This is a genomic window from Pseudoroseicyclus tamaricis, from assembly GCF_012070395.1.
GTDB lineage: Bacteria > Pseudomonadota > Alphaproteobacteria > Rhodobacterales > Rhodobacteraceae > Pseudoroseicyclus_A > Pseudoroseicyclus_A tamaricis.
Genome location: NZ_JAAFYS010000002.1, coordinates 779,821 through 803,693 on the forward strand (window position 1 = coordinate 779,821; position 23,873 = coordinate 803,693).

25 protein-coding genes are annotated in these 23,873 nt (G+C 70.8%); 15 read left to right on the plus strand and 10 right to left on the minus strand.

Annotated features, from left to right (window positions below):
- Nucleotides 1–12: 12 nt before the first annotated feature.
- Nucleotides 13–459, minus strand: a complete 447-nt coding sequence (locus GY170_RS10115; RefSeq protein ID WP_163892963.1) for a type II toxin-antitoxin system RatA family toxin — start codon at nucleotides 457–459, stop codon at nucleotides 13–15.
- A 117-nt stretch (nucleotides 460–576) separates the two neighbouring features.
- On the opposite strand from GY170_RS10115, the gene hpt reads away from it, so the two are divergent.
- Nucleotides 577–1,119, plus strand: a complete 543-nt coding sequence (hpt, locus tag GY170_RS10120; protein ID WP_163892966.1) for a hypoxanthine phosphoribosyltransferase — start codon at nucleotides 577–579, stop codon at nucleotides 1,117–1,119.
- A complete protein-coding gene (locus tag GY170_RS10125; protein WP_163892968.1) occupies nucleotides 1,120–1,302 on the plus strand; it encodes a hypothetical protein in 183 nt (60 codons plus the stop codon).
- A 103-nt stretch (nucleotides 1,303–1,405) separates the two neighbouring features.
- On the opposite strand, the gene GY170_RS10130 is transcribed toward GY170_RS10125, so the two are convergent.
- From GY170_RS10130 to GY170_RS10145, 4 genes are read right to left on the minus strand one after another with little or no spacing between them, the layout of a single operon-like run.
- On the minus strand, nucleotides 1,406–2,158 hold the full coding sequence (locus tag GY170_RS10130) for an ATP-binding cassette domain-containing protein (RefSeq protein WP_163892971.1): 753 nt from the start codon (nucleotides 2,156–2,158) through the stop codon (nucleotides 1,406–1,408).
- Entirely contained in the window at nucleotides 2,155–3,141 is a 987-nt protein-coding gene (locus tag GY170_RS10135) for an iron chelate uptake ABC transporter family permease subunit (RefSeq protein WP_163892974.1), read from the minus strand. Before GY170_RS10135 ends, GY170_RS10130 begins: the two co-directional genes overlap by 4 nt.
- Nucleotides 3,131–4,084 (minus strand): ABC transporter permease, encoded by a 954-nt coding sequence (locus GY170_RS10140; RefSeq protein ID WP_163892977.1) that lies wholly within the window; start codon nucleotides 4,082–4,084, stop codon nucleotides 3,131–3,133. The genes GY170_RS10135 and GY170_RS10140 overlap by 11 nt, the downstream gene beginning before the upstream one ends.
- Nucleotides 4,085–4,094: 10 nt before the next feature.
- On the minus strand, nucleotides 4,095–5,009 hold the full coding sequence (locus GY170_RS10145; protein WP_163892980.1) for a siderophore ABC transporter substrate-binding protein: 915 nt from the start codon (nucleotides 5,007–5,009) through the stop codon (nucleotides 4,095–4,097).
- 113 nt (nucleotides 5,010–5,122) lie between these two features.
- On the opposite strand from GY170_RS10145, the gene GY170_RS10150 reads away from it, so the two are divergent.
- Nucleotides 5,123–5,413, plus strand: coding sequence for a DUF2218 domain-containing protein (locus GY170_RS10150; RefSeq protein ID WP_163892983.1), 291 nt, complete (start codon nucleotides 5,123–5,125; stop codon nucleotides 5,411–5,413).
- Nucleotides 5,414–5,448: 35 nt separating this feature from the next.
- On the opposite strand, the gene GY170_RS10155 is transcribed toward GY170_RS10150, so the two are convergent.
- On the minus strand, nucleotides 5,449–6,588 hold the full coding sequence (locus GY170_RS10155) for an alpha-D-ribose 1-methylphosphonate 5-triphosphate diphosphatase (RefSeq protein ID WP_163892986.1): 1,140 nt from the start codon (nucleotides 6,586–6,588) through the stop codon (nucleotides 5,449–5,451).
- A gap of 50 nt (nucleotides 6,589–6,638) precedes the next feature.
- Here GY170_RS10155 and GY170_RS10160 point away from each other — a divergent pair, with 50 nt between their 5' ends.
- On the plus strand, nucleotides 6,639–7,328 hold the full coding sequence (locus GY170_RS10160; protein WP_163892989.1) for a DUF1045 domain-containing protein: 690 nt from the start codon (nucleotides 6,639–6,641) through the stop codon (nucleotides 7,326–7,328).
- A 123-nt stretch (nucleotides 7,329–7,451) separates the two neighbouring features.
- On the opposite strand, the gene GY170_RS10165 is transcribed toward GY170_RS10160, so the two are convergent.
- Nucleotides 7,452–8,693 carry an ABC transporter substrate-binding protein gene (locus tag GY170_RS10165; RefSeq protein ID WP_163892992.1) on the minus strand — a complete coding sequence of 414 codons (1,242 nt, stop codon included), beginning with the start codon at nucleotides 8,691–8,693 and terminating at the stop codon, nucleotides 7,452–7,454.
- Between the two features lie 194 nt (nucleotides 8,694–8,887).
- Between GY170_RS10165 and GY170_RS10170 the strand changes: the two genes are divergently transcribed.
- The 10 genes from GY170_RS10170 (at nucleotide 8,888) to GY170_RS10215 (ending at nucleotide 19,378) form a co-directional block, all read left to right on the plus strand.
- Complete coding sequence (locus tag GY170_RS10170) at nucleotides 8,888–9,820, plus strand: carbohydrate ABC transporter permease (RefSeq protein WP_235937832.1); 933 nt, start codon at nucleotides 8,888–8,890, stop codon at nucleotides 9,818–9,820.
- On the plus strand, nucleotides 9,817–10,725 hold the full coding sequence (locus GY170_RS10175) for a carbohydrate ABC transporter permease (protein WP_163892997.1): 909 nt from the start codon (nucleotides 9,817–9,819) through the stop codon (nucleotides 10,723–10,725). The genes GY170_RS10170 and GY170_RS10175 overlap by 4 nt, the downstream gene beginning before the upstream one ends.
- 5 nt (nucleotides 10,726–10,730) lie before the next feature.
- Nucleotides 10,731–11,828, plus strand: coding sequence for an ABC transporter ATP-binding protein (locus GY170_RS10180; protein WP_163893000.1), 1,098 nt, complete (start codon nucleotides 10,731–10,733; stop codon nucleotides 11,826–11,828).
- Nucleotides 11,825–12,634, plus strand: a complete 810-nt coding sequence (locus tag GY170_RS18655; protein ID WP_163893003.1) for a GntR family transcriptional regulator — start codon at nucleotides 11,825–11,827, stop codon at nucleotides 12,632–12,634. Before GY170_RS10180 ends, GY170_RS18655 begins: the two co-directional genes overlap by 4 nt.
- 1 nt (nucleotide 12,635) lies before the next feature.
- The gene (locus GY170_RS10190) at nucleotides 12,636–13,934 is read left to right on the plus strand and encodes a family 4 glycosyl hydrolase (RefSeq protein WP_163893006.1); all 1,299 of its coding nucleotides are present in this window, start codon (nucleotides 12,636–12,638) and stop codon (nucleotides 13,932–13,934) included.
- Between the two features lie 10 nt (nucleotides 13,935–13,944).
- On the plus strand, nucleotides 13,945–14,673 hold the full coding sequence (locus GY170_RS10195; protein WP_163893009.1) for a glucosamine-6-phosphate deaminase: 729 nt from the start codon (nucleotides 13,945–13,947) through the stop codon (nucleotides 14,671–14,673).
- Nucleotides 14,670–15,710: a BadF/BadG/BcrA/BcrD ATPase family protein gene (locus tag GY170_RS10200; protein ID WP_163893012.1), complete on the plus strand. Its 1,041-nt coding sequence runs from the start codon at nucleotides 14,670–14,672 to the stop codon at nucleotides 15,708–15,710. Before GY170_RS10195 ends, GY170_RS10200 begins: the two co-directional genes overlap by 4 nt.
- A complete protein-coding gene (locus GY170_RS10205) occupies nucleotides 15,704–16,465 on the plus strand; it encodes an MOSC domain-containing protein (RefSeq protein WP_163893015.1) in 762 nt (253 codons plus the stop codon). Before GY170_RS10200 ends, GY170_RS10205 begins: the two co-directional genes overlap by 7 nt.
- A gap of 84 nt (nucleotides 16,466–16,549) precedes the next feature.
- Nucleotides 16,550–17,911 carry an amidohydrolase family protein gene (locus tag GY170_RS10210; RefSeq protein WP_163893018.1) on the plus strand — a complete coding sequence of 454 codons (1,362 nt, stop codon included), beginning with the start codon at nucleotides 16,550–16,552 and terminating at the stop codon, nucleotides 17,909–17,911.
- Nucleotides 17,912–18,079: 168 nt separating this feature from the next.
- Nucleotides 18,080–19,378: a polysaccharide biosynthesis/export family protein gene (locus GY170_RS10215; RefSeq protein WP_167803311.1), complete on the plus strand. Its 1,299-nt coding sequence runs from the start codon at nucleotides 18,080–18,082 to the stop codon at nucleotides 19,376–19,378.
- On the opposite strand, the gene GY170_RS10220 is transcribed toward GY170_RS10215, so the two are convergent.
- Both GY170_RS10220 and GY170_RS10225 read right to left on the minus strand, forming a co-directional pair.
- Nucleotides 19,360–20,625: an O-antigen ligase family protein gene (locus GY170_RS10220; protein ID WP_163893024.1), complete on the minus strand. Its 1,266-nt coding sequence runs from the start codon at nucleotides 20,623–20,625 to the stop codon at nucleotides 19,360–19,362. The two genes, GY170_RS10215 and GY170_RS10220, sit on opposite strands and share 19 nt — an antisense overlap.
- Nucleotides 20,622–21,383 carry a family 16 glycosylhydrolase gene (locus GY170_RS10225; RefSeq protein ID WP_163893027.1) on the minus strand — a complete coding sequence of 254 codons (762 nt, stop codon included), beginning with the start codon at nucleotides 21,381–21,383 and terminating at the stop codon, nucleotides 20,622–20,624. The genes GY170_RS10220 and GY170_RS10225 overlap by 4 nt, the downstream gene beginning before the upstream one ends.
- Nucleotides 21,384–21,568: 185 nt before the next feature.
- Here GY170_RS10225 and GY170_RS10230 point away from each other — a divergent pair, with 185 nt between their 5' ends.
- Nucleotides 21,569–22,843: a glycosyltransferase family 2 protein gene (locus GY170_RS10230; protein WP_163893029.1), complete on the plus strand. Its 1,275-nt coding sequence runs from the start codon at nucleotides 21,569–21,571 to the stop codon at nucleotides 22,841–22,843.
- On the opposite strand, the gene GY170_RS10235 is transcribed toward GY170_RS10230, so the two are convergent.
- Nucleotides 22,840–23,832 carry a glycosyltransferase family 2 protein gene (locus GY170_RS10235; RefSeq protein WP_163893031.1) on the minus strand — a complete coding sequence of 331 codons (993 nt, stop codon included), beginning with the start codon at nucleotides 23,830–23,832 and terminating at the stop codon, nucleotides 22,840–22,842. The two genes, GY170_RS10230 and GY170_RS10235, sit on opposite strands and share 4 nt — an antisense overlap.
- Nucleotides 23,833–23,873: the final 41 nt, after the last annotated feature.

Sequence of the window (23,873 nt, forward strand, 5' to 3'; positions counted from 1 at the left end):
CTCCACCCGGCCTCAGCCGTAGAGCTGGTGCGCCCGCTTCTCGAAGGCCCGCACGATGGAGTTCATCGCCTCGGTGAAGAACAGCCCCGCCGCGCCCTGCAGCAGGCGGTTCTTGAACTCGAAATCGACGTTGAAATGCACGTCGCAGCCCCCATCCGCCGCGTCGCGGAATTCCCAGCGGCTGTCCATCTGCTTGAACGGCCCCTCGATGTAGCTGGTGTCGATCGCCATCTTCTCCGGCCAGAGCACCACCTTGCTTCCGAAGCGCTCGCGGAAGACGCGGAAGGAGACGACGAGGTCGGCCAGCATGATCGTGTGATCCCCCTTGTCCTCGGTCGAGCGGATGCGCGCCGCCGCCGTCCAGGGGATGAACTCGGGGTAGCTCTCGACGTCGGCCACGAGGTCATACATCTGCTGGGGGCTGTAGGGCAGGTGCCGGGTTTCGGAATGGTGGGTCATGCAGGCTCCTTCGTGCCCCCCTTCAAATCCGGCCGGCGGACGAGATCAAGGGCCTAGCCGGCCATTGCGGCGAAATCGCCCTTTGCAAACGGGCGCGTCTGCCGCATGTCTGGGCCCATGAGTGAGACCCGCCCCCCCTACGTGATCGACGAGATGATCTCCGCCAAGGCCATCGCGGCCCGGGTGGAGGCGCTGGCGAAGGACATCCACGAGGAATTCGCCGGCACCGAGCAGCTCGTCCTCGTGGGCCTGCTGCGCGGCTCCTTCGTCTTCATCGCCGATCTGGTGCGCGAGCTCGACCTGCCCGTGGAGGTCGATTTCATCGAGGCCAGCTCCTACGGCAACGCGATGGAATCGAGCCGCGAGGTGCGCATCCTGAAGGACCTGCGCTCGGGCATCGAGGGGCGCGACGTGCTGGTGGTGGAGGATATCGTCGACACCGGCCACACGCTCACCCATGTCGTCGGCATGCTGAAGAGCCGCACGCCGGCCCGGCTGAAGACCATCGCCCTCCTCGACAAGCCGACCCGGCGGGAGGTGGATTTCCGCGCCGACTGGACGGGCTTCTCCATACCCGACGAGTTCGTCGTCGGATACGGGATCGACTATGCCCAGAGGGATCGAAACCTGCCCTTCATCGGCAAGGTGCGGTTCACCTAGATGAACCCGTTGCAGTTCCTCCGCATGGCCCACTGGGCCCGCCGCCCACCCTCGAAGCGGATGGTCATGGTGGTGCTGGGGGTGATCGCCGTCTGCGCCGTCCTCTGGGGGATCGAGCGGCTCTGGGGCTGGCCGGACTGGCTGGTGCCGGAGCGGACGGGGCGCCGGGTGATGCGGCCCTGAGCCGGCGGCACCGCGGGGTGGCGGAGGGGCTGTCTGCCCCGCACCTGCGGCGCCCCCCGAGATTTTTTTCGGACCAAAGACAGGGGGGCCGCCCGCTTGCCGCTCAGATGGGCAGGATGATGCGGCGGCCGTCGATATGGGCGACCTCCACCTCCGTCTCGTAGAGGGCGCCGAGGCCGGCGGCGGAGAGGACGTCGGCGACAGGTCCCTCGGCGTGGAGGCGGCCATCCTTCAGGGCGATGACGTGGTCGGCGTAGGCCGCGGCGATGGTCAGGTCGTGCAGGACGACGGCGACGGCCTTGCCGGTGGCGGCCTCCTCCCGCGCGACGGCCATGACGCGGCGGGCATGGGCGAGGTCGAGGTTGTTGAGCGGCTCGTCGAGGAGCAGCGCCTCCTCCGCCTGCACCAGCGCCATGGCGATCAGCGCCCGTTGCCGCTGGCCGCCGGAGAGCGTGTCGAGGAAGCGCTCCGCAAAGCCCGCGAGGTCGAGCCGGCGCAGCGCCCGGTCGACGGCGGCGCGGTCCGCCGGGCCGGGCCGGCCGCGGCAATGTGGGTAGCGGCCGAAGGTGACGAGGTCGCGCACGTTCAGCCGCGCGGTGATTCCGCCGTCCTGCCGGAGCACGGCCATGCGGCGGGCGAGATCCTCCGGCTTGTATGCCGCCAGCGGCCGGCCATGCAGGCGGACCTCGCCGCGGGACGGGCGCACGAGGCGGCCCGCGGCGGCGAGGAGCGTCGACTTGCCCGCCCCGTTCGGCCCGACCAGCGCCGTGACCTTCCCCGCGGGGAAGCGCGCGGTGATGCCGTGGAGGATGGGCGAGGGCCCGAGGGTGACGTGGATATCGGTGAGGTCGATCATCGGGCGGGCCTGCGCAGGATGAGATAGAGGAAGACGAGCCCGCCGAGCGCCTCGATGACGACGGAGACGGTCGCCTGAAAGCCCAGCACCCGCTCGAAGAGCGTCTGGCAGCCGACGAGCACGGTGGCAGAGACGAGCGCCGCGACGGGCAGCAGCACGGCGTGCCGCCATGTCCCGGCGATCTGGTGGGCGAGCGCCGAGACCAGCAGCCCGAAGAAGACCACCGGCCCCACCAGCGCCGTCGGGATGGCGACGAGCAGCGAGACGAGGAGCAGCACCCAGCGGCTCTCCTTCGCATGGTCGAGGCCGAGGCCCGTCGCCGCGTCGCGCCCCAGCGCCATCACGTCGAGCCGGCGGTGGCGGAGCATCAGGGCGGCCATCGCCAGCGCCGTCAGCGGCAGCGCGATCCAGACCAGATCCTTGTCGATGGTGTTGAAGCGGGCGAAGGAGACGACCTGCACCATGGCGTATTCCGCCGGGTCCATCAGCCGGTTCATGAAGGTGGAGAGGCTGCGCAGCAGCGTGCCGAGGATGATCCCCGTCAGCACCAGCCGGTTGAGGTCACTCCCCTGCCGCAAGAGCACCCCGAAGAGCAGCAGCGCGGCGGACATCATCGCCGCCGTCACCAGCGCGAAGCGCGGCAGCGACCCCAGCGCCCCGTACTCTCCGGCGGAGAGGAAGAAGACCAGCCCGGTCTGGAGGACGAGGTAGAGCGCGTCGAAGCCCATGATCGCCGGCGTCAGGATGCGGTTGCCGGTGACCGTCTGGAAGGCGACGGTGGAGACGGCGACAGCCGCGGCGATGGTGACGAGGGCGACGAGCTTCGGCCCCCGGAAGGCGAGGACGAAGCCCCAGTCCCCCCGCGTGCCGAGGGTCATGAAGAGCACGCAGGCCGTCAGCAGCGCCAGCGCCGACAGCACCAGGGGCTTCAGGTGCGGCGAGCGCGGGCGGGCACGCGGGGCGGGAAGCGCCTCAGCGTGCATGGGCGGGCCGCGCGTAGAGAAGCCACAGGAAGATCACCGCCCCGAGGATGCCGAGGATGGTGCCCACCGGGATCTCGTAAGGATGGATGATGAGCCGCCCGCCGATGTCGCAGGCCAGCACCAGCCCCGCCCCGGTGGCGGCGACGACGGGGAGCGAGGCGCGCAGGTTCTCCCCCATGATCCGCGCCACGATGTTGGGCACGACGAGGCCGACGAACGGGATCATCCCCACCGTCACCACCGTCACCGCGGTGATGACGGAGACGATGGCCAGCCCCAGCGCCATCGCCTGCCCGTAGTTCAGCCCCAGCGCGCGGGAGACATCCTCCCCCATGCCGGCGATGGTGAAGCGGTCGGCGTAGAGGTAGGCGGCGGCGGCGAGCAGGCCGGCGATCCACAGGTACTCGTAGCGGCCGAGCATGACACCGGAGAACTCGCCGCTCATCCAGACGCCGATGTACTGCAGCAGGTCGCTCTCGTAGGCGAGGAACGTCTCCGCCGCGCCGACGATGCCGCCGAAGACGATGCCGGTCAGCGGCACCAGCAGCGGCTGGCTGGGCGGCAGGCGGCGCACCAGCGCGAGGAAGAGGCCGGTGCCGACGAGGGAGGTCAGCGTCGCCACCCCCATCTTCGCCCAGAGCGCGGCGCCGGGGGCGAGGAGCGTCACCAGCACCAGCCCCAGCCCCGCCGATTGCGCGGTGCCGGCCGTCGCAGGCTCGACGAAGCGGTTGCGAGCGAGCATCTGCATGATGACGCCCGCGACGGCGAGGCTGGCCCCGGCGATCAGCGCCGCCGCCGTGCGCGGCAGGCGGCTGACGGCGATGAGCCAGAGCGCCTGCGGGTCGGAGAAGAGCCGCGAGACATCCAGCGTCGCGGCCCCCGTGAAGATGCTCACGAGGGCCAGCCCCGCCAGAGCGGGGATCGTCAGGGAGGCAAGGCGCAAGTCGCGCGCCTCAGGAGCCGGCGCCGGCGAAGACGTCCTCGATCAGCTCCAGCGTCGTCATGGTCGAGGTGTAGCCGCCCATGGCGATGTAGAGATCGGCGGAGTTGAGGTAGACGACCCGGCCGTCCTGCCAGACGGAGGTCTCGCGCATGATGGCGTTGTCGAGCGTCGCCTCGGCGCTCTGGTCGCCGGAGCCGATGGCGGCGGCGCGGTCGAGCACCAGCAGCCAGTCCGGGTCCGCTTCCGCGATGAACTCGAAGGAGATGGCGTCGCCGTGGGTGGCCTCCTCGCTCTCGATGTCCTCGGCGCTGATGGCGGGCGTCAGGCCGATGGCGTCGTAGAGGTAGCCGAAGCGCGAGCCGGGGCCGTAGACGGAGATGTTCGGCCCGTTGGTCATCAGGATCAGGCCATCGCCCTGCCCCTCGACGGCGGCGCGCGTCTCGGCCAGCTGCGCCTCGATGTTGGCGATCAGCTGCTCGGCCTCGGCCTCCTTGCCGAAGATCGCGCCATAGGCCGTCAGCTGCTCCTCCATCGCGGCGAGGACGTCATCGCCCCAGAGGGTCATGTCGATGGTCGGCGCCACGTCATTGAGGTCTCCCGCGACGGAGGAGGAGCGGCCGCCGGCGATGACGAGGTCGGGGGAAAGGGCGTGGAGGGCCTCGTAATCCGGCTCGAAGAGGGTGCCCATCTCGCCCTCGTAGCCCTGGAGGTAGTCCACGTAGATCGGCGCAATGGAGCCGGCGACGGGCACGCCCAGCGCATCGAGATTGTCGAGCGCCGGCATGTCGTAGACGACCACCGTCTCGGGATTCTCGGCGACGGTGACGGGGCCGGTGTACGTTTGTACCTCGATATCGGCGAGGGCGGGCGCGGCGGCGAAGGCCGCGAGAGCGGCTGCGCAAGTGGTTGAGAACATGCGGGTCATGAGACTCTCCTGCTGTTTTGCCGGGCTCGATCGCCCGATTCCGACAATTTCGATAAGGAATTGCCGGCAGCCCGTCCAGAGGTTATTCCTACGAAAAAAGTAGGAGATCAGCCATGCGCTCGGACGCCCGCCTCGCGACCCCCAACGGATCGCGCTACCTGCAACAGCTCTGCAAGCATTTCGCCCACAAGATCGAGGTGGAGTATTCCGCGACAGAAGGTCGCTGCGCCCTGCCCCCCGGCCCCGCCCTGATGAAGGCAGACGAGGAGAGCCTGTGGATCGAGGTGACGGCGCCGGACGAGGAGGGGCTGACCCGCGCCAAGAGCGTCATCGACAGCCACCTCGCCCGCTTCGCCTACCGCGAGGAGGTGGAGGCGATGCCGTGGGGGGAGACGCGCGCCTGAGGGGAGCCGCCGGGGCGCGCCCCCGGCCCGGCCGCCTAACCGACGCGCACCCCGCCGGACCAGACGCCGCGCACCATCGGCGTGCCGCCGGGGCCCCGCCTGATGCGGAGGAGATCGGCCCGCAGGCCAGGGGCGAGGCGCCCGCGGTCGTCCAGCCCGGCAGCGCGGGCCGGCGCCTCCGTCACCGTGGCGAGGCCGCGGGCCATGTCGCCCCAGAGGTCGCCCAGCATGACGGCGCCGAGGAGGAGCGAGCTCGGCACGTAATCCGACGACAGGATGTCGAGCACCCCCGCCTCCGCCGCCTCCCGCGCCGCGACGTTGCCGGAATGGGACCCGCCGCGCACGAGGTTCGGCGCCCCCATGATGACGGCAATGCCGGCGGCGCGGCAGGCATGGGCGGCCTCCAGCGTCGTCGGGAATTCGGCCATGGCGACACCATGCCCGGCGCTCTCAGCGACATGCGCCTCGGTCGTGTCGTCATGGCTGGCCAGCGCGGCCCCGAAGCGGCGCGCGGCCGCCACCGCCTCCGCCAGATGACGGGCGCCATGCTCGGCTGTCAGGGCGGTCTGCTCGGCGACGGCGCGCCGGAACTCCTCCTCCGTCACGCCGCGCTTGCCCATGACGTAATCGCGCACCTTGTCCAGATCGGTGAACTGGCGCTGGCCGGGCGTGTGATCCATCAGGCTGACGATGCCGACCCTGTCCTCGGGGTGGAACGCCGCCAGCTCCTCGACGACGGAGTTGGAGCAGATCTCGGCGCGCAGGTGCAGGAAGTGGCTGATGCGCAGCGCCCCGGCCTCGCGCAGGGCGATGATCTCGCTGGCGAGCGGGCGGGCATAGCTGCGCATCTCCTCCCCGGCGAGGAAGCCGAGGCGCAGGGCGTCGAAGACGGTGGTGATGCCGGTGGAGGCCAGCTCGCCATCATGGGCGGCGATGGCCGCGGCATGTGGCCAGTCGACCTTCGGGCGGGGGGAGATGTGGCGCTCCAGATTGTCGGTATGCAGCTCGATCAGGCCCGGCGCGAGGAGATCGCCCTCGGCATCCAGCGCGCCGGGCGGCACGGACGTGCCCTCGGCGATGTCGGCGATGCGCCCGGCCTCGATGCGCAGCGAGCCCCGCAGGAGCGCGCCCCCGGTGACGAGCGTGGCGTTTGCAATCGTGAAGCTCTCTGTCATGAACGGGACCATTCCGTCTTTCTCGCCCGCCCACAACCGACGATTCTGCCATGCGCTGGACGCGTTACGCCCTCTACTACACGCCGCCCCCCGGCCCCCTCGCCGCGGCGGGCGCCGACTGGCTCGGCTGGTCGATCGACGAGGGGGCGGCGCGGGTGCAGCCCGCCCTGCCCCTCCCCCGCCCGGGGGAGGCGATCACCGAGGCGCCGCGCCGCTACGGCTTTCACGCAACGCTGAAGCCCCCCTTCCGTCTCGCCGGGGGCCGGCAGCCGGAGGAGCTGGAGGCCGGGGCCCGCGCCCTCTGCGCCCGCCTGCCCCCGGTGCGCCTCGCCGGCCTGCGGCTCGCGGCGCTCGGCCCCTTCCTCGCGCTGGTGCCGGAGGGAGAGACGGGGCCGCTCGGCGCCCTCGCCGGGGCGCTGGTGGAGGGGCTGGACAGCTTCCGCGCCCCGCCGGCGGAGGCAGATCTCGCCCGCCGCCGGGTCTCAGGTCTGAGCGCGCGGCAGGAGGAGCTACTGCAACGCTGGGGCTATCCTTACGTCTTCGAGGAATTCGCCTTCCACATGACGCTCACCGGCCCGCTGCCGGAAGAGGAGCGGGACGCCGTGGCGAGCACCCTCCGCACCCTCTTCGCCCCGCATCTGGGGCCGCTGACGATCGACGAGATCACGCTGGCCGGGGAGGACGAGGCGGGCCGTTTCCACAGCCTCGCCCGACTGCCGCTGGCGGAGGCCGCCGGCTGACAATCCCGGCGCAGGCCATCGACCTGCCGACGGATCGGCAGGAGCAGCTGCGAGCATGAAAAAGGGGCCGGCGATGCCGGCCCCTTCTCTATTGGTGCGGGGCGGGGCCAGAGGCCCCTGCCCTCAGCCCTGGCTGGCGATGATCGAGGCGAACTGCTCGGCAGCGGCCTCCGGCGTCATCGACGGATCCGACCAGAAGGAGGCGAGCATGTCCTGCATCTGGCCCCAGGCGTCAGAGGAGTTGCTGGCGGAGATGGTGGCGAGACCGCCGCCGCCCTCCTCGGTCAGCACTTCCGCGGCGAGCTGCGTGCAGGTGGAGAGCTCGGAGACATCGGCCGCGCCGCTCGGCGGGACGGCGCCCTTCACGGCGGCGAAATCGGCCTGCACTTGCGGATCCATCATCACCTCGATGAAGAGATCCTGCCCGGCGATGGCGTCCGGATCGTCGACGAGCGGGAACATGAAGCCCGCGCCTTCCACGACGACGGCCTCGCTGCCCGGCGTCAGGGAGCAATCCCACTCGGTGCCGTATTCCAGACCCATGTTCTCCAGCTCGGCGCCGGCCCAGCTGCCCATGACCTGCATCGCCGCGCGACCTTCGGCCACGAGGTTGAGCGTGTCGTTCCAGGCGCGGTTAGCGGAGCCGGGGTCGGAGGCGTCGGCGAGCGCGCGCATCACCGTGAAGGCCTCTACCATGCCCTCGCCGCCCGCGGCCTCGGCATCATGGTCCATGATCACGGAGCGGTAGAGATCCGCGCCGCCGGTGCCGACGATGACGGAGCTGAGCAGGATGCCGAGCTGCCAGCCCTCGGCGCCCACGGCGATCGGGATGAAGCCGGCCTCCTCGATGGCGGGGGCGGCCTCGAGGAAGGCGTCCCACGTCTCGGGCACCTCGACGCCGGCCTCTTCGAAGACGGTCGGGTTGTAGTACATCAGGTTCTGCGTCTCGAGCCCGATGGGCAGGGCGTAGAGCTCGCCGCCGGGGGCGGTGGAGATATCCACCATCACCTGAGCCATCTGGTCGAGCCCGTTGGCCTCGGCCACCTCGCGCACGTCGCGGAGCGCACCCTGGGAACCCAGTTCCTGCGCATCGGGGCCGAGCGCGAGGAAGGAGGCACCCGGCGGGTCACCGCCCCCGATACGGGTCAGCAGCATGGCGCTCGCATCGGCGCCGCCGCCGGGGGCCGCGCTGTCGACCCATGTGCCGCCACGGGCCTCCACCTCGTCCGAGAGGATCTGGACGGCCGCGGATTCCGCGCCGGCGGTCAGCCAGTGAATGACGTCGATCGTCGGCTCGTCCTGGGCGAGAGCCGGCGCAGCGCCCGCGATGAGGGCGGCTGCAGATGCCGTGTAGAGTTTGTTCATGAAGAGACTTCCTCCGTGCCGGGTGATGGTCTGGCGCACTTCTGGCGGCGGCGTTCCCAGACAGGTTCGGGCGCGTTGACAGGCCTCCCGAATAGGCATAGCACTACCATGCATAACTGGTAATTACAAGCTGTATCCAAGGGTGACCAGATGGCCCGGACCAGCGAAGAGGGACAGGGAGCGCGGGGAGCAAAATGGCCGACACAACGCCATTTTCGGGCGGACGGCGCGGCGGCTCTGCCGGCAGCCCGGGCCCCCTCGGCCGCTTCGGGGCAGACAACATGGCCCGCCTCGTGCTGGTGCCGACCATCCTGCTCTGCCTGATCGGCTATTACGGCTCCATCGCGTGGACGACGGGGCTGTCCTTCACCTCCTCCTCCATCCTGCCGAGGTCGGAGTTCGTGGGGCTGGAACAGTACGCCCGGCTCTGGAGCGAGCCGCGCTGGCATGTCGCCTTCCGCAACATGTTCGTCTTCGGCGGGCTCTACATTGCCTTCTGCCTCGCCTTCGGCATCCTGCTCGCCATCGCGATGGATCAGGGCGTGCGCGGGCGCACATTGCTGCAGACGGTCTTCCTCTACCCGATCGCTCTGAGCTTCATCGTCACCGGCCTCGCCTGGCAGTGGTTCCTCAACCCCACCACCGGTCTGCAGGAATTCGTGCAGGGCTTGGGCTTCGAGAATTTCCGCTTCGACTGGCTGTCGCGGCCCGACCGGGCGGTCTACACGCTCGTCGTCGCCGGCGTCTGGCACTCCGCCGGGCTGGTGATGGCCATCGTCTTCGCCGGGCTCGGCTCTGTCGACGGGGAGATCTGGCGCGCCAGCCGGGTGGACGGGGTGCCGAAGTGGAGGATGTACCTGCGGGTCGTCCTGCCGATGCTGTCGCCGGTGCTGCTGGTCTGCGTCGTGCTCCTCGCGATGGACGTGGTGAAGAGCTACGAGCTCGTCGTCGCGATGACGGGCGGCGGCCCCGGCTACTCCACCGACCTGCCCGCCAAGTTCGTGGTGGATCACTACTTCTCGCGCGCCAATATCGGGCTCGCCTCGGCGGCGGCGACGGTGATGCTGATCACCATCCTCGTCATCCTGCTCTTCTCCGGCCTCGCCGGTCGCCGGAGGGCCGCATGAGCTTTACCGACACGCGCACCGGCTATCACCGCCCCGAGGCGCCCACGGGGCGCGGCTGGGGCACCGCCGCCCGCGTCGGGCTCTGGGCCTTCCTCGCCATCTCCGCCCTGTTCTTCGCCATCCCGCTCTTCGTGATGCTCTCCACCTCGCTGAAGACGGCGGAGGAGGTGCGCGGCGGCTCCGTCTTCGCCCTGCCGACGGACCCGAGCCTCGCCGCATGGGGCAAGGCCTGGGGCTCCGCCTGCATCGGGCGCGTCTGCGAGGGGATCTCGAACGGGCTCTGGAACTCGGTGAAGATCCTCGTGCCCTCGACGATCCTCTCCGTCGCCATCGCGGCGATCAACGGCTACGCGCTGTCGCTCTGGCGGGTGCCCTATGCGGGGCTGCTGCTGGCGGGGCTGCTCCTCGGCGCCTTCATCCCCTTCCAGGTGATGATCTACCCGCTCGTGCGCATGTTCGCGCAGGTCGGCATCTACGGCAGCCTGACGGGCGTCGTCGTCGTGCACGTGCTTTTCGGCCTGCCGATCCTGACGCTGATCTTCACCAACTTTTACCGCTCGCTCCCGCCGGAGCTGATGAAGGCGGCGCGGGTGGACGGCGCCGGCTTCTTCCGCATCTTCCGGCGGATCGTGCTGCCGATGTCCGCCAACGTCATCATCGTGGCCGTCATCCTCTCGTTCACGGGCGTCTGGAACGACTACCTCCTCGCCCTGATCTTCGCCGGGCGGGACAACCTGCCGATGACGGTGCAGCTCAACTCCCTCGTCGGCACGCGCATCGGCCTGCCGGAATACAACGTCAACATGGCCGCGACGCTGATCGCCGCCCTGCCGCCGCTGATCCTCTACCTGATCTCCGGCCAATATTTCGTCCGCGGCGTGACCGCCGGCGCCGTGAAAGGGTAAATCGCGTGACCCGAGTTTCCCTGCAGAACATCGACCGCCATTACGGCGCCCTGCATGCCCTGCGCGATGTCTCCTTCGAGGTGGAGGATGGCGAGTTCGTCGTGCTGCTCGGGCCCTCGGGCTGCGGCAAGTCGACCCTCCTCTCCTCCATCGCCGGGCTCGACCCGCTGCAGGGCGGGCAGATCCTCTTCGACGATCAGGATGTCAGCCGGCTGGAGCCGGCGCAGCGCAACATCGGCATGGTCTTCCAAAGCTACGCGCTCTACCCCTCGATGAAGGTCCGCTCCAACCTCTCCTTCGGGCTGGAATCGCAACGGATGAGCCGCGCCAAGATCGACGAGCGTGTCGGCTGGGCCGCGCAGCTCCTCCAGATCGAGCCGCTGCTCGACCGGCGGCCCGCCGCCCTTTCCGGCGGGCAGCGCCAGAGGGTGGCGATCGGGCGGGCGCTGGTGCGCGATACCGACCTCTTCCTCTTCGACGAGCCGCTGTCGAACCTCGATGCCAAGCTGCGCACCGAGATGCGGGTGGAGATCAAGGCGCTGCACAAGCGCCTCGGCGCGACTTTCATCTACGTGACCCACGACCAGGTGGAGGCGATGACGCTGGCCACCCGCATCGCGGTGATGAATGGCGGCCGGCTGGAGCAATACGACACACCCGAGACGGTCTACGAGCGCCCCGCCTCGACCTTCGTCGCCAGTTTCATCGGCGCGCCGCCGATGAACCTGCTGCCCGCCCGCGTGGTGCGGGGGGATGGCGGCGCGGTGGCCGAGGTGCAGGGCGCCCGCCTGCCCATCCCGTCCGGCATCGCCGCGCAGGTGGAGGGCGAGGTGACGCTCGGCGTGCGCTGCGAGGCGCTGACGGTCATGCCGGCCGGCTCCGGCGGGCCCGAAGCCTTCACCGGCTCCGTCGTGGTGACGGAGCCGCTCGGCGCCGACACGCTCGTCTGGGTCGAGGTCGGCGAGCATCGCCTCTGCGCTCGCATCCCGCCGCGCGACGCCAGGAGCCTGCCCGGAGAGGTCGCCCTCGCCCCCGCGTCTGGCGCCCTCAGCTTTTTTCACCCAGAGTCGGGCCAGCGTATTCCGGGGGAGGCAGAGGCATGAGCGGTTCCGGCGACAACCTGCAGGACGGCATGCAACCCGACAGCGCCGACCCGCTGCACAGCCAGCTGCGGCGCTTCATCCTCGAGCAGATCCGCACCGGCGAGTGGCAGCCCCACGCCCGCATCGCCTCCGAGCGGGAACTCTGCGACCGCTTCGGCGTCAGCCGGACGACGGCGCGGCGCGCGATCCTCGATCTCGTCCACCAGGGGGAGCTCTACCCCGTCGCCGGCAAGGGCACCTTCGTCGCTGACCGGCCGCTGCGGCAGGAGCTGCGCCCCCTCGTCGGCTTCGACGAGGACCTGCGCTCGCAGGGCCTCGTCACCCGCTCGCAGATCTGCGACTTCCGCCGGATCGAGGCGGACACGGATCTCGCCCGCAGCCTCGGCGTCGGACTGCATTCGCCGGTCATCCTGCTGCGGCGCCTGCGCCTCCTGCGTGACCAGCCGCTGGCGATCCAGACCTCCTTCCTGCCGGAGCATCTCTGCCCCGGGCTCATGCGGCTCGATTTCAACGGCCGCTCGCTCTACCGGACCCTGCGCGAGCAATACGGGCTCGACCTGATGGAGGGGACGACGGTCATCACCGCCGCCCTCGCCAGCGAGGAGGAGGCGGGGCTGCTGAAGCTCAAGCCCCCCGCTGCGGTGCTGCGCACCAGCCAGATGACCCAGCTCGCCACCGGCGAGGTGATCGAGAAATGCGAATCCAGCTTCAATGGCGGGCTCTTCGAGCTGACCTCCGCCGCCGGGCGGCTGGCACCGGTGAACCTGTTCCCGACCCCCGGCCCCGGCCCGAACAAGGATACCTGACATGGCCCGCACGAAGATCGCCTATATCGGCGGCGGCAGCACCCGCGCGCCCGCCGTGGTGCGCGGCCTGATCGACAAGGCCGCGGCCTTCGCCGGCTCCGAGGTCACGCTGATCGACGTCGACCCGGGGCACCTCGCCACGATTGAAAAGCTCGCCCGGCGCATGGCCGCGGCGGCGGGGGCGGACATCCGCTTCAACGCCACGAGGGACCGGCGCGCGGGGCTGGAGGATGCCGACATCGTCCTCTCCTCCTTCCGCCCCGGCGGCTTCGAGGCGCGGCTGCAGGACGAGACGATCCCGCTCCGGCACGGCGTCATCGGGCAGGAAACGCAGGGCCCCGGCGGCTTCTTCATGGCGCTGCGCGCCATCGAGGCGCTGAAACCCATGCTCGCGGAGATGGACGAGGTCTGCCCCGACGCGCTCCTCCTCAACTACACCAACCCGGTCAACATCGTCGCCGATGCCGTCAGCCGCTACACCGACCGCAAGGTGATCTCCCTCTGCGAGGGGCCGATCATCTTCCCCATCGAGGTGGCGGAGGCGGCGGGGCTCGACCCGGCTGGGCTGGACGTGCGGATGATCGGCGTCAACCACGGCTCTTGGTCCGTCCGCCACCTGCATGACGGGACGGACATGATCGCCAAGGTGCGCGAGGCCTGGGAGGCGCGGCGGGGCGACAACAGCCTGTCGCCGCAGCACCGGCGCCTCTTGCACATGACCGCGGCGATGGGGGCGATCCCGTCGCAGTACTTCAAGTACTACTACTTCCGCGAGGAGATCGTCGCCGAGCTGAAGGCCGCGCCCACAACGCGCGCCGAGGACATCATGGCGACCAATCCCGACAACTGGGCCCATTACAAGGAACAGGCGGAGGCGGAGACGCCCCGGCTCGACCCGGCCCGCTCGCGCGGCGGCATGGACCTCCTCGAGATCGCCGTCGACGTGATGGACGCCGTCACCAACGACCGGCCGGAGATCTGGCCGGTCAACGTGCCCAACAACGGCGCCATCGAGGGCCTGCCCGACGATCTGGTGATCGAGGCGCACGGGCTGGTGGACAGGCATGGCGCCCAGCCGCTCGCCTCCGGCCCCATCCCCTCGCAGGTGCGCGGGCTGGTGATGATGCTGGCCGAGTACCAGCGCCTCGCCGCGGATGCCGCATGGACGGGCGGCAGGACGGAGGCGATCCAGGCGCTGACGGCCAACCCGCTGGTCATGCAGCTGCCGGTGGCCGAAGCGATCTGGGAGGACATGGTCGCCGCTCAGGGGGATCTCCTGCCCGCGCGGATGGTCGGATGAGGGGGCCGCGATGAAACGGATCATCACCGACGATGCCGCCTCCCTCGCCGAGACCGGCGCCCGCCAGCTGGCCGAGGCGCTGGCGGAGGAGCCGGCCCTCGTCGCCGCCATCGCCACCGGCAACTCCCCCATCGCCCTCTACGAGCGGCTGGCGGAGCTGCGGGCGGCAGGAGAGGTCGATGCCGGGCAGATGACCGCCGTGCAGCTCGACAGCTACATCGGCACGCCCGACGACGACCCCCGTTCGCTCTGGGACTGGATGCGCCGCGCCTTCGTGGCGCCGATGGGCCTCACGGACGCGCAGGTGCTGCGCTTCGCCGCCGATCCGGAGGACCCGGAGGCAGAATGCGCCCGCATGGGCACCGAGCTGGAGGCCGCCGGAGGGCTCGGGCTGGCGGTGGTGGGGCTCGGGCCCAACGGGCATCTCGGCTTCAACGAGCCGGGCAGCGCCCCCGGCGCCCTCACCCGCCCCGTGGAGCTTTCGCCGGAGAGCCTGCAGAGCAACGCCGCCTATTGGCAGGGCGGGATCGAGAGCGTGCCGCGCCGGGCGATGACGCTCGGCCTCGCGCCCCTGCTCTCCGCCCGGCGCATCCTGCTGGTGGTAAGCGGCGCCCACAAGCACGAGATCCTGCGCCGCGCCGTCGAGGGACCGGTGAGCGAGGATTGCCCCGCCTCCTGGCTGCAGCGCTGCCCGCAGGCGACGGTGATCGCCGATCGCGCCGCTTGGGAGGGCGCATGAACGGCGGCGCCGTGCTCGCCGTCGACGGCGGGGCCAGCAAGACCATCGCGCTGGTGGTGGCGCGGGACGGCACCGTCCTCGGCCATGGCCGCGCCGGCAATGCCGACATCTACCAGACGCCGGATGCCGTCGCCCATGTCCGCTCCGCCTCGACCGACGCGCTCTCCCGCGCCGGGCTGGCGGCGGAGGAGCTGGCCGGCGCCGCATTCAGCCTCGTCGGCGCCGACTGGCCGGAGGACATCTCCCACTGGCGCGCCTCGCTGCCCGGCCTTGGGCTCGGCCATCTGCAGGCCGAGCGGGTCACCATCGTCAACGATGCGCTCGGCGCCCTCGCCGCCGGCGCCCCCGAGGGGCCGGCCATCGCCGTCGTCCTCGGCACCGGCTGCGCCATTGGCGCGCGGGGGCCGGAGGGGGAGATGTGGCACTCCAGCTTCTGGCAGCGCACCCAAGGCGGCGGAGAGCTGGCCGAGCGGGCGCTCGACGCCGTCTACCTCGCCGATCTCGGCATTGCGCCGCCCACCGCTCTGACCGCCCGCGCCCTCGCCCATTTCGGGATGGCCAGCGTCGAGGACCTGCTCCACGCCTTCACCGGCCGCCTCACCCCGCCGCCTAAGCCCCTGCCCGGTTTCGCGCCGCATGTGCTCGACGCCGCGGCGGAGGGGGACGCCGCGGCGCTCGACCTCGCCGAGCGCCATGCCGATGCGCTCATCGGCTACGCCCGCGCGGCCGCCCGCAAGGTGGGCATCGGCCCCGGTGACGCGCCGAGGATCGTCCTCGCCGGCGGTGTCTTCCGCCATCCGGCGCGGCTGATCCCGGCGCGGCTCGTCGCCGCCCTCTCCGCCGACCTGCCGGGCGCGGAGGTGGTGGCCGACGTGCCCGAACCCGTGGCCGGCGTCGCCGCGCTGGCCCTGACGGCCGCCGGCACGGCCCCCGGCGGCGCCGTTGCCGCGCGGCTCGTCGCGACGCTGCCGGACCATGACGTCTTCCACACCGGCGCGCCATTGCCGCCACAAGCCGAGGGGCTCCGCCCATGCTGACGATCACCGATCTCTGGATCTACCCGGTCAAATCCCTCGGGGGTGTCCACCTGCAGAGCGCCGAGGCCACGCCGGAGGGCTCGCTGCGCCATGACCGGGAGTGGCTGGTGGTGGACGAGGCCGGTGCCATGCTCTGGCAGGGCGACCTGCCCCGCATGACGCTGCTGCGTGTCGGCTTCGCGGAGGGCATGCTCACCATCTCCACCCCCGACGGCGCCTCCGTGAGCGTCGCGGCCGGCCATAACGGCGCGCCCTGCACCGTCACCCAGTACGGCAACAGCTTCGCCGCGATCGACGCGGGCGGCGAGGCGGCGGAGTTCCTCTCCGACTGGCTGGGCCAGCCGGTGCGGCTGGTGCGCATCGGCGACCTCGCTCACCGCTGGCCGAAGGTGAACCCGCTCCACGTGCTCACCCATGCCTCCATTGCCGCGCTCAACGAGCGGCTCGCCGCCGGCGGCACCGGTCCGATGCCGGTGCAGCGCTTCCGCCCGAACGTGCTGCTGAGCGGCGGCAGCGCCTTCATCGAGGAGCGGCTGGCCGAAATCGCCTTCGACGGCGCCGCCCTTGTCCTCCGCGAGCCCTCGACGCGCTGCGAGCTGGTCAACATCAGCCTTAAGGACGCCGCCATCGAGCGCGAGCCCTTGCGCACCATCGCCGGCATGTCCCGCGAGCGGGAGACGGCGCGGCGCGGCAGCTTCGGCGTCTACTCGATGATCCGCGGCCCAAGCCTGAACGTCGGAATGACCGCCGACTGAGGCCCCCCGCTTTCGCTTGGCCCGTTTGCGCTTGCCCGCCCGGCGGTGCGATACTGGCCTCGTCCCCCATCCCGGAGCCCGAGCATGACCGAGACGCCCCCTGCCCCGCAGATCGAGAGAGCCTTCGACCTGCTCATCCGCGGCGTCGACCTCCTCGATGTCACCGGCAGCGGGGCCTCGCTCCAGCGGGGCGTCGACATCGCCATCGCCGGCGGCAAGATCGCCGCTATCGCTCCGAGCATCGAGCCGGAGCGGGCGCGCGAGGTGATCGAGGGCGAGGGGCGGCTGGCGCATGCGGGCTTCGTCAACTGCCATTCCCACGCGGCCATGGGCCTCTTCCGGGGCGTGGCGGAGGATGTCACGGTTCAGGAGTGGTTCAACGACCACATCTGGCCGATGGAAACCGGGATGGACGACGAGGACGTCTACTGGGGCGCCCTCCTCGGCATCGCGGAGATGATCGCCTGCGGCGTCACGACCTTCGCCGAGCATTACTTCAAGATGGAGCACATCGCTCGCGCCGTCACCGACACAGGAATCCGCGCCGAACTGGCGCCGACCATCTTCTCCGGCGAGGGCGAGGCGGAGGAACTGGCCGCCAGCCTCGCCTTCGCCGAGGCATGGCAGGGCGCCGCCGGCGGGCGGATCGGCGTGATGCTGGGGCCGCACTCGCCCTATACCTGCAGCCCGGATTTCCTGCGCTCCGTCGCCGGGGCGGCGCGGGGCACGGGGCTGGCCGTGCACCTGCATGTCTCCGAGACCGCCGAGCAGGTGGCGCTCTGCCGAGAGCAGTCGGGGCGCACGCCGGTGGGGCTGCTGCAGGAGCTGGGGCTGCTGGACGGCCCCGTCCTTGCCGCCCACCTTGCCCATCCGCAGGATGACGACCTGCAGCTCCTTGCCCGCGCCGGCACCGCCGTCGGCTGCTGCCCGAAGACGGAGATGAAGCTTGGCGCCGGCGTCACGCCCGTGGGCGCCATGCGCGCGGCCGGCATCACCGTCGGCCTCGGCAGCGACGGGGCGGCGAGCAACAACACGCTCGACATTCTCGAAGCGGCGCGCCTGACGGCGTTGCTGGAGAAGCACGAGCGGCGCGACCCGACCGCCCTGCCCGTCGCCGAGGCGCTGGCCCTCGCCACCTCCGAGGGTGCCCGTGCCGTGGGGCTGGAGGGCAAGGTCGGCCGGCTGGCGGAGGGGTACCAGGCCGATATCGTGCTGCGCCGCTTCTCCCGCCCCTCCGACAGGCCGCTGCATGACGCCGCCGCCACCCTGCTGTGGAGCGCCGCGCCCGCCGATATCGAGACGGTGCTCGTCGCGGGACGGCCCCTCTACCGGGACGGCGCGCACCTGACGCTCGACCTCCCCGAGGTGCTGGGGCAGGCACAGGCACGGGCCGAGCGGCTCAGCCGGCAGGCGACGAACCGGCGGATGGCCTATTATCCGGCCTGAGCGGGGCGGGTGGGCGCCCGCTGAGCCTCTTTCTGCCCTGCCGGGCATGGCGAGGATCGACAACGCTTCCGCAGCGCTTACCATCGCGTCAATCGCCGCTTCAGAGCCCCGGTCTGGAGCGGCAAGCCCTGTCTATTTCCAAGGGTCACCGCCTGCCGCGCTGGCCCCATGACTGATTGTTCGGAGAATGATGTGATCCGTGACCGCCTCCCTGCCCTCCTGCTGATCCTGCTGGCTCTTGCCTCTCCCGCCGCCGCGCAGGCCCCGATCGTGCAGCCGGAGGACCGGCTGAGCATCCGCGTCATCAGCTGGGACCCGATCGAGGGTGTCCTGCAGGACTGGCCCGCCATCGCGGGCGAATACGGCGTGACGGCCGGCGGCGCGCTCAGCGTGCCCTTCGTCGGCCAGCTGGAGGCCGCCGGCCGCCCGCCGGAGGAGATCGCCGCGATGATCGCCGAGGGACTGCGCAACCGCTTCGCGCTGAACGCCGCGCCCGAGGCCGTGGTCGCCATCCTGCAATCGCGACCCGTCGTCGTCGGCGGCGCGGTGCGCGCGCCGGGGCAGCTGCCCTTCACGCAAGGCATGACCGTTCGCAGCGCCATCGCGCAGGCGGGCGGGCTGGTGCTGCCGACCGACCAGGCGGATTTCGCGGGGCGCGACTACGTCAACAGCGAGGGCCAGCTGCTGATCCTGCGCAACCAGCGCCGCCGCCAGCTGGCGCGGCTGGAGCGGCTGCTGGCGGAGCGCGAGGAGCGCGAGCTGGTCATGCCGGCGGAGCTCGACGACATCGAGGGCCGCCAGCTCCTCGCCGAGGAGGAGGAGATCATGGAGCACCAGACCGACCGGCTGGAGGCGGAGCGCGTCTCTCTCTCCGGCCGGCAGGAGCTGCTGACCGCGCAGATCGCCTCGCTGGAGCAGCGCACCACCTCTCTGGAGCGGCAGCTGGAGCTGGCGCGCGAGGCGCTGGAGAACGCTCAGGCCCTGTCGGAGCGCAACCTCGTCTCCAGCGACCGGCTGGCGGATGCGGAGCGCAACGTGCTGACCATCGAGGGGCAGATCCTCGAGAACTCCAACGCCATCCTGAGCGCGCGGCTCGATCTGTCGGCGAATGACCGGGAGCTGAGCACGCTGACGGCGGATTATCGCACCGGCCTCATCAATGAACTGCAACAGGTCCGCGCCAACCTCGCCGATACCGAGCAGCGCATCGCCACGACGACGCGGCTGATCGGCGTCGATGCCGAGCGCGCTGCCGCAGCGGCGGCGGAGGCCGAGGCGGGCGGTGCGCTTGCCCCCGAGCCGGAGCTGACGATCTACCGGACGGACGCCGGCGCGGTCACGGCCATGGAGGCGGGGATGGAGACGACGCTGCGGCCGGGGGACCTCGTCGATGTCGAGAGCCTCGCCGCGGCCCCGCTCGCGCAGGAGACGGCCCCCGGGCTGGAGGATCAGGCCGCCGCGGAGTGAGCCGGGCCGGAGGGCGCTCGGCGCGCCGTCCGGCCCCCCTCCTCCCGCCGGGCGCGGACACCGTAGACGGCGGCGGCGACCAGCAGCATCGACTCGAAGTGGAACTGCATGAACGCCACCAGCTCGATGGCGCTCATCGTCACCTGCATCAGCGTGAACATGGCGAAGAAGAGCGTGTCGCTGCGCGCGTCGCCCAGCACCCGGACGAGGGAGACGACGAGCGCGTAGCCGACGACGGCGATCTGGAAGGCGATGCCGATCAGCCCGACCTCCACCGTGTTGGAGATCCACGTATTGTGGAAGTGAAAGCCCGTCTTCGTCGTGATGCCGAACATCTCCCACATCCGCTCGGCGACGTCGTTCCCCTCCACCCAGACGGCGTTGTAGCCCTTGCCCAGAAGCGGGTCGTCCGCGATCTGGTCGAAGGCCTCCTGCCAGAGGTCCGTCCGCCCGGTGAGGGTGACATCCTTGTCCGTCGCATCGAGGAAGAGGGCGAAGATGGCGTCGAGATAGGGCTGGATGAGGTAGAGCGCCGCCGCGGCGCCGGCACAGGCGAAGAGCAGGAAGAGCGCCCGCTGGGCCGGGTACCAGCGGCGCAGGAGCCCGAAGAGCAGCCCGGCGCCGATGGACAGGACGCTGGAGACGAGCCAGCCGGCCGATTGCCCCAGTACCAGCATCAGCACCGCCGGCCCGAGGCTGAGGAGGCCCGCGAGCCGCCAGGGTCGCGTCTCGTCGCGCCCCAGCGCCAGCGCGAGGCCGGAAATCGCCCAGAGCCCCATCGTCTGCGAGAAGGCGTTCTTGCTGCCGAAGATGCCCTGCAGCGCGCCCGTGTCGCCGCGCGAGCTGCCGATGAGCAGGCTGAGGGCGGCGACGACGGCGAGGACGACGAAGAGCGTGCGTAGCAGGGTGCGGGGTGAGAGCGCGGCGCTGATGGCCATGGCCACGACGAGCGACAGGCCAAGCTGCACGCCATAGCGCAGCGAGAGCGCCGGGTAATCTGACCACACGGTGGAGATCGTGCACCAGACGGGCACGGCCAGGATCCACCACGCCGGGCCGGCGCGGGCGAGGATGACATCGTAGCGCCGCAGGATGAGCAGCGCGCCCGAGGCGAGGAAGGCCAGCACGGCCAGCGAGCCGAAGCGCGGCACGAGCGCGATGGAGAGAAACACCAGGAACGTCAGCACCGTCGTCGGGCATATGCGCACCACGCGGACGGGCGCCGCCTCTGCACCGGCGAGGCTCATTCCGCCGCTTCCGTGCAGAGGATGGACTGCGGGAAGGCGCAGCCCTCGCCGGGGGCCGTCCACGCGACCCAATCGACCTCCAGCGCGAGGTCCCGCCCGGGCGGCGCGAAAGGGCCCATCCAGTCCGACAGCTCGTCGGTGCTCCAGTGGCTGAGGTAGATCTTCTGGGGATGGGTCGGAAGCTCGCCCGTCGCCTCGTGCACCAGCTCGCCGTCGATGAACCAGCGAATGCGCTCCGCCTCCCAGGTGAAGGCGTAGTCGTGAAAGCCGTCATCCGCCGGGACGGGCAGGTCGATGGTCTCGCCGTGCCGCATCTCGCCGCCGATGAAGGTGTTGAGCGCGACCTCGCCGGGATCGCGGGTGAGGATCTCGACGTCGATCTCATCATGGGGGGCGTCGTGGGCGGGACCGATGTAGGTGAAGAAGGCGGCGTTGACGCCCGACCACCTGTCGGTGCGCATCCGCACCTCGAAGGTGCCGTGGTGGAAGCGCTCCCGCGTCTGGATCTCGGCGCAGATGTAAGGGCGATCCGCCTCCCCCGTCTCCCGCAGCCGCAGGGAGAGGGCGCCGTCGCCCGGCAGATCGAGGGCGTCGGCGGACCACCAGCAGTTCTGGTGTGGGCCGTTCGTCCAGCCGTCGGAGACGAACCAGCGCTCCCGATCGAAGCTCTCGAAATCGTCGAAGAAGGAGGATTGCGCAGAGACGCCGCGCCCCAGAGAGAGAATCGGCAGGGCCAGAACAGGAATGAGCCATTTCATGGTTCAATCTTCTACCTCAATTTTCTCTCTTGCCAGACCTGGGCGCGGTCAAATTCTGCCCCACTTTCCAACCATACCGAAACGTGATCGAAATGGTTTGGCAAAAGATCGGAGAACGGGCTGTTTCTCTGGAGACCGCACCGAAAAGATGGCCTAGCCCTGTCGCAGGAGGAACTGCAATTTCCATGAGCGATTCCAGACGCCCCTCCGTCTCCATCCTGATGTCGAATTATTGTGGCGAGGCCTATCTCGCCGCCGCGGTCGGCTCTGTCCTCCGGCAGACGCACCGCGATCTGGAGCTTCTGGTCATCGATGACGGCTCCAGCGATGGCAGCGTGCCCTTGCTCCGCCGCATGGCCGCCGAGGACCCGCGGCTGCGGGTTCTGGAGATGCCGGCCAACGGCGGCCCGGCCGCGGCGCGCAACATGGGGCGCGATCATGCCCGCGGCGACTGGATCGGCATCGTCGACAGCGACGACCTGCTCCACCCCGGCCGCATCGCCGCGCTGCTGGCCGGCGCCGAGCAGACGGGGGCGGACATGGTGGCCGATGACATGGTGTTCTTCGGCGACCCCGCGACGGCCGGGCGGACGCTGCTGGAGGGCGGCGGCCACGCCGCCGGCTGGGTCAGCGCCTCCGATTTCGTGCACAGCGATCTGCTGGGGCGGTCGCTCGGCTACCTCAAGCCGCTGATCCGGCGCGAGGCCTGGGGAGACGTGCGCTACGACGAGGAGCTGCGGATCGGCGAGGATTTCGACCTCTGCCTGCGCCTCCTCCTCGGCGGGGCGCGCTACAAGCTGCTGCCCTCGCCGACCTATCTCTATCGCCGCCACGCCTCCTCCATCTCGCACCGGCTGTCGACGGAGGCGATCGCAGGCATGATCCGATCCCACGACGCCACCGTCGGCATGGCGGAGCGGGTCGAGCCGAGGGAGGCTCTGCTGGGCCAGATGCTGGAGCGGCGGGGCCGCGTCCTCCAGCGGCGGCTGGCCTACGAGACGCTGGTGGCGACGATCAAGGCGCGCAGCGCCGGCTCCGCCGGCCTGCAGCTGATGGCGCGGCCGGCGATGGTCGTCGATCTCGGCCGCAGCTTTCTGGAGAACCGGGCGCGCCGGCGCCAGCAGGCGGGCGAGGCCCCGGCCGAGGCATCGCCGGTGACGCTCGTTCTGGCGACGGACGGCAAGCTGGGCAAGACGCCGGCACCGGAGGAAGCGGTGCGCATCCCCCTGCCCCCGGGCCTGCCCGAGGCGGCGACGCTGGGGGAACAGCGCCGGCTCGCCCAGCGGCTCGCGCGGCTGCATGCGGAGGCGTCCCTCGATGTCATCGCCGTGGGCCCCGAGGGGCGCGCGGCGCTCGGATACCTGCCCGGCTGGCGCAAGGCGCGGCTGCTGGTCGACGAGGACGAGGCCCATGGCCACGACCTGCCCGAGGATTGCGCGCTGGAGGTGGCGCCTGCCTAGGTGTCGCCGCCCGGCAGGAGCAGGCGCACCCCATCTTTGCCGAGCGCGCTGCCCCGGTCCGGGCCGAGCTTGTCACGCAGGATGTCCCGCGCCAGCGGCCAGGGGCGTCGCGGGTCCGCCAGCGCGTAGCCGAGCGCGGAGCGGGGGCCCTGCTCGCGCTTGAGGTCGAGGAAGCGCCGATGGTCGCGCTTCATGCGCACCTCGGCGAGATGCTGCAGCATGGCGCGCCGGAGATCCGGCGCCATCGGACCGGAGGCCAGGTGGCGCTCGATGGCGTCGTGCAACTGGGCGAGATCGTGCCCCGTGTGCCGGGCGCTGAGGCTCTGGTTGCGGACGACGGAGAGGTAGCCGGGGCGGGAGGTCACCTTCATCCGCGCCCCGGCGAGCAGCGCGCGGGTGTAGAGGTCGTAATCCTCCCCCAGCCGCAGGGCCGGGTCGTAGCGCAGCCCGTGCCGGGAAAGGAAGTCTCGCGACATCAAGGGCTTGAGGAACCCCAGTTCCCCCCGCGCCGTGTTGCGCTGGCGCAGGTTGCCGCGCACGAAGGCCTCGGGCGTCAGGGGGCGGAACCGTTCCGCCCCGGTGGGCGGCGGGCGACTCGCCATCCGGTCGCGCTGCTCGGCGGTGACGAAGGCGATGTTGTCGGCGACGAGATCCCACTCCGCCGCCTTCAGAAGCGCGCCGAGGCGGCCGGGCAGGAACATGTCGTCGGAATCGAGGATGGCGACGTAGAGCGCCGTGGCGCTGCCGAGCGCGATGTTGCGCGCCTCCCCGGGGCCGACGTTGTTGTCGAGGCCGATGACCCGGACCCGGGGGTCGCGGGCCCCCTCGGCCTCGGCCAACTGACGTGTGGTGTCGCTCGAGGCATCATCGACGACGATCACCTCGCTCGTCTCCGCCTCCGCCAGAGCGGATCGGATCGCCCGCTCCAGCGTGGCGGCGGCGTTGTGGGCGGCGATGAGCACGGCCACCTGCCGAGCACCGGTGGTCATGACGGCCGCGCGCGGGTCGGCCGACGGCTGGTCGACAAGGC